The following is a 14,428-nucleotide window of genomic DNA, read 5'->3' as shown; positions in this document are numbered from 1 at the left end:
ATTACCTATCATATATTTTATAATTTTAAAAAAAATAATTCCACTCTCATAAATTTATGATATAATACTCATTATTATGTTTTAATTTTATTTAAAGGAAGATAGTATGAAAAGATTTACTTTTATTGATTTATTTGCTGGATGTGGTGGATTGAGTGAGGGATTTTATCAAGAAAATTTTAAAGCCGTTGCTCATATTGAAATCAATTCAATTTGTTGCAAAACACTAATTGAAAGGATGAAATTCTACAATTATAAAAATGCTGAAGATGCCGTAATAAACGAAGATATAACTAATAAAAATATAATTACTCTAATAGATAAAATATCTAACAATGAAGAGATTGATGTTATTATAGGGGGCCCTCCTTGTCAAGCTTATTCTACTCTAGGAAGAGCAAAAGATAAAAATAGCATGCAAAATGATCCAAGAAATTTTTTATTCGAAAATTATGTTAAAATTTTGAATTATTATAAGCCAAAAGTTTTTGTCTTCGAAAATGTTCTAGGAATTTTAACCGCAAAAATCAAAGATAAAAAAATTATAGATCTTGTAATGAAAGAATTATCAAAAAATTATAATATTCTTTCAAATCCCAATGATATGGTGTTAAATGCCGTAAATTACGGAGTCCCTCAAATCAGAAAAAGAGTTATAATACTTGGAACTAGAAAAGATCTATGCATTTCTCCTGAACAGCTATATAAAGATATTATATCAACACATTATGCACCTGATGCAAATAATATTGAAAAGGAAGAATTAAAAAAATACGTAACTGTTAGAGATGCTATTTATGAACTTCCAAAATTAAGACCTGGTGAGGGAAAAAGTATTATAAATTTTACTTCAAATACTAATAATGAATTTCTTGCACAAATTAGTTATAATACATCAAATATTTTAATGGATCATGTTGCAAGAAGACATAATGATCTAGACATTAAAAGATATACAGAAATGGCAAAAAATAAATGGACATTTAAAGAACTATTAGAACATAGACCAGATTTAAAACATAAAAAAGCACGTGTTTTTAACAATAGTTATGTTGTTCAATGGTGGGATCAACCTGCAAAAACTATTATAGCTCACTTATATAAAGATGGAAATCAATTTATACATCCAGACTATACACAAGGAAGGACATTAACAGTTAGAGAAGCAGCAAGACTACAATCCTTTCCAGATAACTTTGTTTTTTGTGGGCCAAGAACAGAACAATACAAACAAATTGGAAATGCTGTACCACCTCTCCTATCAAAGGCAATCGCATTGTCTATAAAACAAAATTTAAATTTACTAGTTAAACGAGGTAGTTTATGATTTTCACACCTATTACAAATATAAATGAAAAAAAAGATAAACAATTTTTTAAAGAACTAATTAATATATATATTGATTTTGTTAATAAATATAGAAAAAAGTATAACCTAAATGACAGTATTAAAATATTCGATTGCACTGATGAATTAATAAATATTGGTGTTATTGAACAAAAAAAAGATATTACTGATCTAAAAGATTTTTTAGGAAATAAAACATTTCAAGAATTTATTGAGTCCGTATGTTTTTACAAAGAAAATAAAAATGATTTAAAAAATATTTTATATAAATTATCAAATACCGAAAGACTAAAATTACAACAAAAAAAAGAGCTGGCAAACGAACCAACTCTTATCGATTTATTCTGTGGTGCAGGTGGATTAAGTCTAGGATTCATTCAAAATAATTTTAAAATTGAATTAGCAAATGATATAGAAGAAGTATGTATAAATACTTATAAATATAATCATCCGGATACACCATCAAAAAAAATAATACTTGGTGATTTAAAAAAAATTGTTGATAATATTGATCAATTTGTTTCTAAAGATATAGATGTTATTATTGGTGGTCCTCCTTGTCAAGGCTTCAGCTCTGCAAATCAACAAAGAATAATTGATGACCCGAGAAATCAGTTATACAAATATTTTTTAAAAGCTGTTGAAAAAATCGCTCCAAAATTTGTTGTAATGGAAAACGTAAGAGGAATGTTAAAAGTAGCCGACCAAGTGATAGAAGATTTTAAAAAAGTAAAATCTTCAAAAAATAATATTGATTATCATTACACTGTATCGTATAAATTATTAAACTCAAAAGATTTTGGAGTGGCTCAAAGCAGGGAAAGACTTATTTATATAGCTATACGAAACGACGTTGTTGATAAGAAAAATATTTCTCCAAAATCATTATTTGAAGAAATTGAATTAAATTGTAAAAAAATAGATGGCTTTAATTTATCTGATGCTCTTGAGTTTATAAAACCACTTGAAGCCCAAAGAGAAAAAAATAAAAATGAAATAGATTCAGATATATCAGGAAAAAAAATTGATATTAATGAGTTTGGAAATAACAATGACTATTTATCTTTAATTAATATGAATCGAAGCACTCCATTTACTTTCAATCATAAAGCCAGATATGTTTCCGATTTAAATTACGAAATATATAGACGTCTAGATCCAGGAGATGACGCAACAAATGAAAAAATCAGTGATATTATGCCTTATTCTCATCGAAATCATATTTTTAAAGACAAGTATTTTAAATTGATCCCTGATAAACCTTGTAGAACTATTACTGCTCACTTAAGAATGGATTGTCATTCTCATATACATCCATATCAAATTCGTAGCATAACTCCTCGTGAAGCGGCTAGAATTCAATCATTTCCTGATGATTATTTTTTCTTAGGAGCATACTTAAAAACATATATGCAAATTGGGAACGCTGTCCCACCTCTTATGTCACGAGGAATTTCCTCAGTTATAAAAAAATATTTATAAAGGAAAATATATATGAAAATTATTCAATTTATTAAAACTCTAAATAATACTGAATTAGGCAAAGGAACAACACATGAAACCTATATCTTAATTCCAAAAAAAGCCGAGATTAATGATATCTTTGAAAATGAAAAAATAAATTACAAATTTATTTGCAAAAATAATAATAATGAAATAAATCTAAGGTTACGTGCTACTGCTAAAAGAAAAGAATTACGCATTTTAGGGTTAGGAAATTATTATAGAGAAAATAAATTAAACCCAGGGGATTCTATTTTACTCGAAAAAATTATTAACAATGGTGAAAACAAATTATATATTTCTCACCGTAAAGAAGAAAATATCCTTTTTTTCCAAAAAGTAAAAAACAGACTAGAAATTTTTAGCCCAGAACTAATAAATGACTATCATAATCAAACAGATGCTTATAATCATTTAATAAAAATTGAACATGTTGCTTCTGAAAAAAAGAGAACAGACTCACCAACAAAAACGAATTTTTATGAAATAATGATTAACAATATCAATGTTGTAGATGAATTTAATGATAAAGAAATTGGTGGCATAACAATTTTTAATAATAAATTAATTATTTTACATCCATTTGTTTTTGAAAAACATATTATAGATACGGAGGTTAATATACATGAATAATTATTATATTTTTTATACAAACAATTTATTTTCAGAATTTGAGATTATTAATTCAGGTGAATCATTTACATATAAATTTATTAATAATAAAAATTTAAATTTTACTAAGAAATTTGAAGAAAACGATATACTTTTTATTTGTAAAAAAAAAGATATATATATAACTCAAATGATTTTAAAAATTATAAATATAGGTAATGAAATAATTTTAAAAAAATTATGTGACTATTCTAATCCATTAGATATTTCCAAATATATTGCGTGCAAAATAGAAAATGATATTATCCAACAGATAGAATATCAAAATTTTATAGAAATTTATAGCTCATTAAAAAGAATAAATGATATTAGTAGAAATATTGATTTATCATATTTATTAAAATATGATAATAACACATTTGCAAATAAATGTTTTGATTTTTTAGAAGCACATAATCTAATAGATAAACATGTTATATTATTACTAACAAACTCTGATTTTTGCAATAAACAATTTAGTAACTTCGGTAAATATTCAATACTTAAAGAAATCGATACTAATCAAAATATTGAAAATCAATTAAAAGATTCTGGAAACTCAAGATATTATAAAAACACTAGAAATTATCTAAAAAAAACATACGCTATATCAAATAACTGGTTCTATAATCCAGAAAAGAAAAAAGATAATAGAACACCATTTATCAATTGGTTAACTAAATTATTTTCAGCAATTAAATATAGAAATTTTTCCTTAAATACCGATTTGAAATATGACTATAATCGTATTATTTTTGGAGCAACAGGTACTGGTAAAAGCTATACACTTAATAAAGATAAAGAGGATTTAATCAAAAAAAATGAAAACTATGAGCGAGTTACTTTTCATCCTGATTATTCCTATGCAAATTTTGTTGGAACTTATAAACCTGTGAACAATGATAACGATGAAATTTCTTATAAATATGTTCCTGGCCCTTTTTTAAGAATTTTAGTAAAAGCTTTAGAAAGCAATATGAGTGATACACCTGAACCATTTTTATTAATCATTGAAGAAATTAATAGAGCAAATCCTGCTGCTGTATTCGGTGATATATTCCAATTATTGGATAGAAATAATGGAGTTAGTGAATATCCTATACATACTTCTGAAGATATGAAAAAATACATTTCTGAAGAATTAAAAATTCCTGCGGATCAATGTGCTGAATTACGAATCCCAGATAACATGTTTATTTGGGCAACTATGAATAGCGCAGATCAAGGTGTATTCCCTATGGATACCGCTTTTAAACGTAGATGGAATTTTGAATATTGCGGTATCAATAAAAAAGAAGAAGAATTAAATAAACAAACAACTCTTGATATTATAATAAACAATGATCCTGAACCTATACATTGGAATAGTATTAGAAAAGCTATTAATTGCGAGTTGACAGAAATAAAAGTTAACGAAGATAAACAATTAGGTCCTTTCTTTTTAAATGTTAATGATCTAATGGATAGATATTCTGATAATAAATCTAAATTACAAGAAAAATTTAATGACTTATTTAAAGATAAAATAATCATGTATTTATTTGAAGATGCTGCAAAACAAAAAAAAGATTTTATTTTTAGCGGAATTGAAAATCCTCGTATTTATTCAGAAATATGTAAAGAATACGATGAAAAAGGATTAAAAATCTTTGGTGAAGATTTCACAAATAAAGTAAAAGAATTTGAGGCTAAAGCTAAATCATCTGGAGATGATTTATAATGTTATCTGTTTTTATCAAAGAACAAAAAAGGTATTCTCAGGATGATTTGAAAAATTTATTTAAATGTTCAGAAGAAAAAATTGTTCATTATATTAACATTTTAAAAGAATATTCTATAATTCGTACTGTAAAGAAAAATAATAAGCAAAAAGATATAACAGATCTTGTAGAAGAAGACATTGAAATATCTGTTTCTCAAAAATTTAACGATGACTATTATTATATATTTAAATATGTTGGTATAACAATAGTAGAGAATATGGTTTTAAAAATATATCCAAAATATATCGATAGTACTGATGAACCAATTAAAGAGTTAAAACAAATTTTATCAGTTTTAGAAAAATACAATTCAAAAGAACAAATTATCAAGATATTCAATAATAGCGAAGATAATAATTATTCCTTTAATTATTTGGCACTTCTATTATTTTTTATAAATGACTATTATGATAATGATCTTTATTCTAATGATATTAATATTACTGAAGAAAATGGTAATGGTGAAATAAATTGGGATAGGACAATAAATGATGGTTTCTCAATCATAAAAGGAAATAAGCCTTACTATTTAAATTATTATACAAATAAAAGAATATCTAATAATCTTGACTATTTTAGGCAATTACATGCTTGGATAATTTCTATGTGCTCTAAAGAATTAAAAAATGCAGATCTTCTATATCTTTTCAATATAGAAGAAATTGAACTATCTAATTACAATTTAGATGACTTTGGTGACATAGATTATATTTTATATCGTATTGAAAATGAACTTGATAAACAATTTAATACGCGAAAAATATATTTATTAAAAGCGATGTATGCATATATTTCAAAAAAAGGCAATTTTGATAACATCAGTTATTTTAGTACATATGGAACGGCTAATTTTAATTTAGTATGGGAAGAGGTTATTGCTGTAATATTTGATAATCAACTTTACTCTCCTTTATACAAACTAAATATTGAAAATAATAATTACACAAAAGATGACGAAAAAAAACTTATAGATTTAATTGAAAAACCTATTTGGAAATTAAATAATACTTCATCATTTTTAGCTGATACTTTAAAACCAGATACAATAACTTTTCAAGATAATATCATGTACATATATGATGCCAAATATTACAAATTATTGATCAAAAATAACAAAATAATTAATCAACCAGGTATAGAAAGTATTACTAAACAATATTTATATCATTTAGCATATAAAAAATTTATTGAGAAGCATAATATAACAAAAGTTGAAAATTATTTTGTTTTACCAATTGAAAATAAGAACTTATCAAATCATTTCAATGTTTCTCTTGAAATGATGAATGAATTAGATTTACCATCTATTGAAGTTATATTTATAGAAGCCTCTGATGCTTTTGATCATTATTTGAAAAATAAAATTTATGCTATAAAAAATAAATAATTAAAGTCCAGGAATAATATCATGGTTTCAAAGCAAAGATCTTATAATATGTCTATAATTAAAAGTAAAGATACTTCTATCGAACTTAAAGTAAGAAAGTATCTTTACCATAAAGGTTTTAGATATCAAAAAAATGTTAAAACATTACCTGGAACACCTGACATATACATATCAAAATACAATGTTGCTATTTTTATTAACGGTTGTTTTTGGCATCATCATTATAATTGTAAATATGCTTATATTCCCAAAACAAATCAAGATTATTGGATTAATAAATTTGAAAAAAATATGAAAAATGATATTGAACACTATAAACAATTAAAACAAATGGATATTAAAGTAATTGTAATATGGGAATGTGAATTAAAAGAGTGTTTTGATTATCGTATGGAAAGTTTACTAGAAGAAATAAAAAATGAAGACTAAAAAACCTGCATCACGTGCAGGTTTTTCGTATTATTATATATTATTTAAATAGTTTAGAGAAATAGTTTTTAACAACGTGATTTTTAATTTTTGATAATGTTGTGTTGCTTGAATCGAATCTGTCTTTTTTAGCCCAACCTGGTTGAGAATCTGCTTGATTAGTTGTTAAATATGAATAGTAATTTACACACATGATTTTGTTCCTCCTTAGTATTTTATATCCCTTTTGTTACTTATATTATATGTAAGAAAGTTTAAAAATTATATGTGTTGAGGTTATGAGAATATTGCATACATTTGTGCATTATGCACAATGGTGAATATAGTTTAAAACTATATCTAAGTAGTTATTATTTGTATTATTCAAACTATGTTTTGATTGATAAAATAAAAATATAGTTTGAAAGGAATGAATGATATGAGTCAATTAAATAGATATGAATTTGTAGGAAGTTTTTTACGTCCTGAAAGATTAAAAGAAGCTAGAAAAAATTATGAATTAAATAATATAACTAAAGAAGAACTTACTAAAGTTGAAGATGAATGTATTGTAGAACTTGTAAATAAACTTAAAGAATTAGGTTATCATACCATCACAGATGGTGAATTTAGACGTTCTACTTGGCATTTAGATTTTATGTGGGGATTTAATGGGGTTGAACATAAAAAGACTGTAGATGGAAATCAAACGTTTGATGGTGAAGCTGCTATGATTGATGATACTTTTATGACAGGTAAGATTTCTTGTAAAGATCATCCTTTTGTAGAACATTTTAAATTTGTTAAAGCATTAGAAGATGAAAATACTGTAGCTAAACAAACAATTCCTTCACCTGGTCAATTCTATGCTTTCTTTACAGGAGCTGATTTATTAGATAAAACATTAGGTTTCTATGGTAGTGAAGAAGCTTTTGCTGACGATGTTGTTAAAGCATACAATGAATTTGTTCAAGAAATTTATCACGCTGGCTGCCGTCAATTACAATTTGATGATTGTGTATGGGGTGGTATGGTTAATCCTGAACTTGCTGTAAGTTTAACAGGAAGAAAGGGAGAAGAATTAGAAAAATATAAACAACTTTTATTAGATTTAAATAATAAAGTTGTTGCAAGTGCACCTGTAGATTTAACAATTAATACTCATGTATGTAGAGGAAATTATCATTCTACTTACTTTAGTTCAGGAGCTTATGATGGTGTAGCTGATTTACTCTTTGGTGAAGAAAATGTAGATGCTTATTTCTTAGAATATGATGATCATCGTTCTGGTGGTTTTGCTCCATTAAAGAAGGTATCAGGAGATAAGAAAGTTGTTTTAGGTCTTATTACAACAAAGAAACCTGATTTAGAAGATAAAGAACTTGTTAAAAGAAGAATCTATGAAGCAACTAAATATATTCCTTTAGAACGTTTATATTTAAGTCCTCAATGTGGTTTTGCTTCATGTGAAATTGGTAATAAATTAACGGAAGAACAACAATGGGCTAAACTTAAACTTGTAAAAGAAATCGCTGAAGAAGTATGGGGAGATTAAAAGAAAAGGAGAATAACATGATAATCCATGTTTTCTCCTTTTACACTATTTTACAATATGCATATGAGGGTAAGGTATTTCAATACCTTCCTTTTTAAATTCAGTGACTAAATCTTTACGAATATCTGCCAGCATTTGGAAACCTTGTACATTATCTTCACTAGTGATTGTTGCTCTTAATTGAATACTGCTATCTTTTAAATCAGAAACAATCACAGGGACTAATGGATCCTTTTTATCTTTTCTTCCATCAATGAATAAAGGATGTTTTACAACAAGATCTTGAATCACTTTGATTGCTTGATCTATATCACTTTCATAAGAAATATCGATATAAAGATAATTTGCTTTAACATGTTCGATTTGTGAAATATTTTCAATAATTGCTTTATTCATAATATCATTAGGAACAATCATTTGTGTCTTTTCTAATGTTTCAATAACACTATGTCTAAGTGAAATATCAATAACAGTTCCTCTAACATTATGCCCTGTAACAACAATAAAATCACCAATCTTATAAGGCTTATAAGCCATAATCATGGCACCATTAATAAGATTACCTGCAGCTTCTTGACTGGCAAGTCCAATAACTACGGCAACGATTCCTCCAGATGCAAGTAGGGCAGTCGCAAATGATTTTAAAAACTTCACTTCACTACATACAATTGCTAAAAAGATTGTAATGAGAATAATCTTTTTAATTCTTTTTTGTAAAACATAATTATCAGGCCATTTCTTTTTAATAAACTTATTTAATAATTTATTGATTGCAATTAAAACAATCCCTGCAATAACAATTGAAATAATACCATTAATAACCCCATTTACAAACAAATTATCAATTTGTTCAAATATTTTTTCCATTCAAATTACCTCTTTTTATAATACTTTGAAAGAACATACAACAAAACTGATTGCATTGCTCCTACAATAGAAACCATTAAACATCCATAACAAATCCAATATAAAATACTATTTCCTGTATTAATTGCATTTAATATAAAGAAAACAATAAACGTAATTAATGCTACATTTCTTGTATACTTAAAAAAACGATAAAATCTTTGTGCTAATATTTCATTTGTATTCATCTTATTTACCGATGCAAAAGCGTTTAAATAATTCATCTAATAAATCTTCTTTTGCTTGTTCTCCTAATATTTCTTTTAAACAAGACCAACTATCATAAAGATCTTCTACAATAAGATCTGATGGTATAGACATCTTCATCGCATCAATTGCTATTTGTAAAGAAGAAGCTGCTTTTTCTAATAATTGTGTTTGTCTAGCATTAGTAAGATAATATTCTTCTTGATTACTCATAAGTCCTAAATTAAATTTCTTTTTAATTTCTTTAGTAAGCGCTAAAATATCTTGTTCTTTAGCCGATATTTCAATTCCTTCTAAATCAACTTTCTTACCTAAATCTGCTTTATTAATAATAATAATACGATTTGTATCTTCTGTAAGTTCAAGTAACTTTTGATCTTCTTGATCAAGTTCTTTACTTCCATCAATAACTAATAAAACAAGATCTGCTTTTTTAATCATTTCTTTTGATTTTTCAACCCCAAGACTTTCTACAATATTATCTGTTTCTCTAATTCCTGCTGTATCGATCATATTTAATAAAATACCATCTACTGTTACTGATCCTTCAACGACATCTCTTGTTGTTCCAGCAATATTTGTGACAATCGCTTTTTCTTCTTTTAACATCGCATTTAATAAACTAGATTTACCAACGTTGGGTTTACCAATGATGGCTGTTTGAATTCCCTCTTTTAATAATTTAATATTTTTAGAATCTTCAATGATTTTATTCATCTTTTCAATTAAAGAAGTAGACATTGGTAAAAGCTTATCTGCTGTTAATTCTTCTACATCTTCATATTCAGGATAATCAATATTGACTTCTATTTGCGTAATAATTTGAATTAAATCTTCTTTTAAATCTTTAATAAAATGACTAATACTTCCTTGAATTCCTTTTAAAGCAAGAGAAGAAGCATAACTATTTTTAGCCGTAATAATATCACTAATAGCTTCTGCTTGCGATAAATCAATACGTCCATTTAAAAAAGCACGTTTACTGAATTCACCACGTTCTGCCAGTCTTGCTCCATGATGTAAACAAAGATCAACTACTTTATTTGTAATATAAACACCACCATGGCAATTGATTTCAACCATTTCTTCTCCTGTAAAAGTTCTTTTCCCACGATAGATATTTACTAATACTTCATCTATTTTTTCACCATTATCTTTTATATAACCGTATGTAATGGTATGACTCTCTTTATTTATAATCTTTCCTGTAAAAAACTGTTGAACAAATGCAATAACATCTTTTCCTGATAAACGGATAATTGAAATTGCTGCTTCTAGTCTTGATGTTGCTACTGCAACAATAATATCATCATTCATTTTCATACCACCTTTCTTTTTGATACTATCTTATTTTGTTGATTTTATCAATAAATAACTCTCTCATTATAACAAATATTTTTTATTTTTGATATATGATTTTTTTCGATTGATTTCTATATTTTAATCATATATTATTATGTACAAATAGGGGTGAAAAAATGAAAAAGCTGAATAAAAAAGTTCCTATAATCGGAGGTGCTGTTATAGGAGTGATATTGGTTATTTATATCATTTTATGTTTTCTAGCATCAGGTAATGGATTTATCAAGAATATGACAATTAATGGCATAAAGGTCAATAATATGTCTAAGGATGAAATTGTCACTCAGCTTGAAAAACAGTATCAAAAGGATGAAAAAAATCTATTATTGAATTTATCATTGAATGATCAAAAGTATCAAATAGATATGAAAGATAATGTTAAAGTTAACATTAAAGATCAAGTTAATGATATTCAAAAGAAATACAGTAATTTCTTTACTAAAGGTTATCATTATTTATTAAAACATAATGAAAATATTTCTATAGATATTAAAGATCAAAAACAACTTAATAAAGATATCAAAAAATCAGGTATTTTAGATTATTCAACTTTAGTACCTACTACTTATAAAGTTGAAAAAACAAAAGTTATCTTTACTAAAGGTAAAAGTGGTGAAGCAGTTAAACAAAAAGATGTTTATAACACAATTCAAACTGCTTTAAATGAATATGATTTTAATAAAACTTTAAAGATTAAACCTTCATCTGTTTCAGAAGATGAAAGTGTTATGAAAACAATTTATAAGACTTTATCTAAGGAAGGTAAAAATGCGACTTTAGATAAAAATAATGATTATAAAATTGTAGCTGAACAATATGGTGCTAAATATGATTTAGATGATTCAATTAGTGCTTTTAATAAAGCTAAAGAAGGAAAAGAATTTGAAGTTAAAGCAAAAGCTATTGTTCCAAGTATTACTAAAGAAGATTTAGAAAAGAATTTATTTAAAGATGTTTTAGGTGAATATACAACAACTGTTAATGGTTCATCTGTAAGAAAAAACAATGTCAGACTTGCTGGTGAAAAATGTAATGTGATCTTACTTCCAGGTGAAGAATTTTCTTACAATCAAACAGTTGGAAAAAGAACAAAAGAAAATGGTTTTGGTGAAGCAGGAGCTTATTTAAATGGCGAAACTGTTCAAGAAGTTGGAGGTGGCGTTTGTCAAGCTTCTTCAACATTATATAATGCTGTTGTTTTAGCTAATTTAGAAGTAACTGAAAGAACAAATCATACGTATATTTCAAGTTATGTACCAATAGGAAGAGATGCCACTGTTTCTTGGGGTGGTCCTGATTTTAAATTTAAAAATAATAGAGATTATCCAATTAAAATAGAAGCAAGTTATGCTGGTGGTAAGTTAACATGTAAAATTATTGGAACTGATGTTGATGGAAGTTATGTGAAGTTTACAAGTGAAAGAACAGGGGATGTCGCATATAACACAAAATATGAAAATGATGCAACTATTCCTGAAGGACAACAAGTAACTAAACAAGCTGGATCTAATGGTGGTAAAGCCGTTTCTTATCGTTTAGTTTATGATAAAGATGGTAAATTACTTTCAAAGAAAAAAGAAGCCAATAGTTATTATAAAGGTCATGAAGCAATTATTGCTGTGGGTACAATGAAAGTTGAACAAGCTCCTGAAGCACAACCTGAAGCAACTCCAGCTACACCGGAAACAACAATTCCAGCTGAACCTACTACTACACAACAGTAAAAATGAGTGACTAAAATCACTCATTTTTTTATAAGAATTGTAAAGTTTTTAAAATATAAAGCCACATAGTAATAGAAAAACCACTTATTAAAGTTGTCAACATGACCACTGTACTTGTAAGAACTCCTTCATGTCCCATGTTTTTAGCCATCACATAGCATGATACTGTGGTTGCTGAGCCAAGCATAACAAGAATAGCAATCAGTTGTTCTTGTCTAAATCCAAAGAATATAGCTAATGGTAAAAAGAGAGTACAGAAACCAAATAATTTAATGAAAGTAGCACAAAGGGCTGGTTTTAAATCTCCTAAAGCTTTTTTATAATTAAATGTAGCACCCATTGCCATTAAACCAAGAGGAGTAGCTACATTCCCAATCGAAGTGACTGTTTTATCTAACATTGTAGGCATTGGTAAATGAAGTAATGACCAACAAAGTCCAATCACAATTCCAATTAAAATAGGATTGGTGATAATACCTTTTAAAGTTTTCATCCACATTTCTTTACTTATTCCTTTTCTTTCAGGTGAAAAGAAAGAAAGGACAACGACAGCCATAATGTTATATAAAGGTACACTTCCAATAATCATTAAAGGCGCCATTGTTGCTTTTCCATATACATTTTGAATTAATGCAATTCCTAGTAATGCCGCTGAACTACGATAACTTGCTTGAATAAATTCTCCCTGATTCTTTTTATTTTTTAATAAAAAAGAAAGTATTGTTACTATTAAAATACTAAAAATGGTAATAAAAAAACAAAATAAGACGAACTTCGTATCCCAAATTTCCTTAAAATCTAATGTCGCTAAGTCTTTAAATAGTAATACTGGTAGTGGTATTAAAAAGACAAATTTATTCATTTTTGATGCAAAAACATCATCAATAATTCCTATTTTTTTAAATAATATCCCTAATATAATCATCGCAAAAACAGGAACCGTCGCATTTAAACTAAAAATTAAATTTTCCATTATTTCCTCCCTAAAGAAAAAACCGCATAAGCGGCTTAATCTACATATGAGATTGTCATATATCTATTTTTTCCTTCACCTTTAGATTCAGTTTTTAAATGATCCATCTTTGCAATCTCTTGATGCATCACTTTTCTTTCATCTGCAGGCATTGGATCTAATTTTAAATCAGCTTTTGTTCTTAAAACTGTTTTACCAAAACGTCTTGCCATACTTGCAACTTTTTTATAACGTTCTTCTTTATAACCATTGATATCAACGCTTACTTCTAAACGTTTTTTAAATGTTGTACTGACAGCATTTTTAATAATTAAGTTAATTGCTCTTAAAATAACACCAGCTTTACCAATTAAAATAGAGTTATTGCTTGTATTAATATTGCAATAAATTCTACCATCTTGAACATAAGAAACAGTTTCTACTTCAAATTGCATATCTGTTAAGATTTTTCTTATAAGATTTTCAATATATTCTTGAACCATTTCTACTGTCCAACAAGCAATTTCAGCTTTTTTACTAAATAAACCTTTAGTTTCTAAAGTAACTTCATAATTTAATTGATCAATTGTTACACCTAAATCAAGGCATGCTTTACTAACAGCATCATCTACTGTTTTTCCAGTATAAGTTTTCATATAAATA

General features: G+C 26.5%; 14 protein-coding genes. 8 read left to right on the top strand and 6 right to left on the bottom strand.

What is annotated here, in order from left to right; genetic code table 11:
• Nucleotides 1-106 precede the first annotated feature (106 nt).
• Genes HUU89_RS05060 through HUU89_RS05035 form a run of 6 tightly spaced genes read left to right on the top strand, consistent with a single transcriptional unit; the run spans nucleotide 107 to nucleotide 7,080 of the window.
• Nucleotides 107-1,327, top strand: coding sequence for a DNA cytosine methyltransferase (locus HUU89_RS05060; RefSeq protein ID WP_175301142.1), 1,221 nt, complete (start codon nucleotides 107-109; stop codon nucleotides 1,325-1,327).
• The gene (locus tag HUU89_RS05055) at nucleotides 1,324-2,829 is read left to right on the top strand and encodes a DNA cytosine methyltransferase (protein WP_175301141.1); all 1,506 of its coding nucleotides are present in this window, start codon (nucleotides 1,324-1,326) and stop codon (nucleotides 2,827-2,829) included. The genes HUU89_RS05060 and HUU89_RS05055 overlap by 4 nt, the downstream gene beginning before the upstream one ends.
• A 12-nt stretch (nucleotides 2,830-2,841) precedes the next feature.
• Nucleotides 2,842-3,483, top strand: a complete 642-nt coding sequence (locus tag HUU89_RS05050; protein WP_175301140.1) for a hypothetical protein — start codon at nucleotides 2,842-2,844, stop codon at nucleotides 3,481-3,483.
• Nucleotides 3,476-5,221 carry an AAA family ATPase gene (locus HUU89_RS05045; protein WP_175301139.1) on the top strand — a complete coding sequence of 582 codons (1,746 nt, stop codon included), beginning with the start codon at nucleotides 3,476-3,478 and terminating at the stop codon, nucleotides 5,219-5,221. Before HUU89_RS05050 ends, HUU89_RS05045 begins: the two co-directional genes overlap by 8 nt.
• A complete protein-coding gene (locus HUU89_RS05040) occupies nucleotides 5,221-6,651 on the top strand; it encodes an LlaJI family restriction endonuclease (protein ID WP_175301138.1) in 1,431 nt (476 codons plus the stop codon). Before HUU89_RS05045 ends, HUU89_RS05040 begins: the two co-directional genes overlap by 1 nt.
• 21 nt (nucleotides 6,652-6,672) lie before the next feature.
• Nucleotides 6,673-7,080, top strand: a complete 408-nt coding sequence (locus HUU89_RS05035; protein ID WP_175301137.1) for a very short patch repair endonuclease — start codon at nucleotides 6,673-6,675, stop codon at nucleotides 7,078-7,080.
• 40 nt (nucleotides 7,081-7,120) lie between these two features.
• Here HUU89_RS05035 and HUU89_RS05030 read toward each other — a convergent pair whose 3' ends face one another.
• A complete protein-coding gene (locus tag HUU89_RS05030) occupies nucleotides 7,121-7,273 on the bottom strand; it encodes a hypothetical protein (RefSeq protein ID WP_155522374.1) in 153 nt (50 codons plus the stop codon).
• Nucleotides 7,274-7,498: 225 nt separating this feature from the next.
• Here HUU89_RS05030 and HUU89_RS05025 point away from each other — a divergent pair, with 225 nt between their 5' ends.
• Entirely contained in the window at nucleotides 7,499-8,614 is a 1,116-nt protein-coding gene (locus HUU89_RS05025) for a 5-methyltetrahydropteroyltriglutamate--homocysteine S-methyltransferase (RefSeq protein ID WP_217498433.1), read from the top strand.
• A 45-nt stretch (nucleotides 8,615-8,659) separates the two neighbouring features.
• Here the strand turns inward: HUU89_RS05025 and HUU89_RS05020 are convergent, their stop codons facing one another.
• The 3 genes from HUU89_RS05020 to mnmE are packed head-to-tail and all read right to left on the bottom strand — an operon-like array spanning nucleotide 8,660 to nucleotide 11,044.
• Nucleotides 8,660-9,481: a mechanosensitive ion channel family protein gene (locus tag HUU89_RS05020; protein WP_032091100.1), complete on the bottom strand. Its 822-nt coding sequence runs from the start codon at nucleotides 9,479-9,481 to the stop codon at nucleotides 8,660-8,662.
• A gap of 5 nt (nucleotides 9,482-9,486) precedes the next feature.
• Nucleotides 9,487-9,744, bottom strand: a complete 258-nt coding sequence (locus tag HUU89_RS05015) for a hypothetical protein (RefSeq protein ID WP_254697700.1) — start codon at nucleotides 9,742-9,744, stop codon at nucleotides 9,487-9,489.
• A complete protein-coding gene (gene mnmE, locus HUU89_RS05010; protein WP_147580193.1) occupies nucleotides 9,710-11,044 on the bottom strand; it encodes a tRNA uridine-5-carboxymethylaminomethyl(34) synthesis GTPase MnmE in 1,335 nt (444 codons plus the stop codon). Before mnmE ends, HUU89_RS05015 begins: the two co-directional genes overlap by 35 nt.
• 161 nt (nucleotides 11,045-11,205) lie before the next feature.
• On the opposite strand from mnmE, the gene HUU89_RS05005 reads away from it, so the two are divergent.
• Entirely contained in the window at nucleotides 11,206-12,813 is a 1,608-nt protein-coding gene (locus HUU89_RS05005; protein WP_175301135.1) for a VanW family protein, read from the top strand.
• Between the two features lie 28 nt (nucleotides 12,814-12,841).
• On the opposite strand, the gene HUU89_RS05000 is transcribed toward HUU89_RS05005, so the two are convergent.
• Nucleotides 12,842-13,786, bottom strand: a complete 945-nt coding sequence (locus HUU89_RS05000; RefSeq protein WP_175301134.1) for an AEC family transporter — start codon at nucleotides 13,784-13,786, stop codon at nucleotides 12,842-12,844.
• A gap of 35 nt (nucleotides 13,787-13,821) precedes the next feature.
• Nucleotides 13,822-14,421 (bottom strand): protein jag, encoded by a 600-nt coding sequence (locus tag HUU89_RS04995; RefSeq protein WP_032091104.1) that lies wholly within the window; start codon nucleotides 14,419-14,421, stop codon nucleotides 13,822-13,824.
• Nucleotides 14,422-14,428 lie beyond the last annotated feature (7 nt).

This window comes from Faecalibacillus sp. H12 (assembly GCF_013361255.1).
GTDB lineage: Bacteria > Bacillota_I > Bacilli_A > Erysipelotrichales > Coprobacillaceae > Faecalibacillus > Faecalibacillus intestinalis.
Note: the sequence above shows the minus strand (reverse complement) of the source record. Positions and strands in the feature narration are given on the sequence as shown.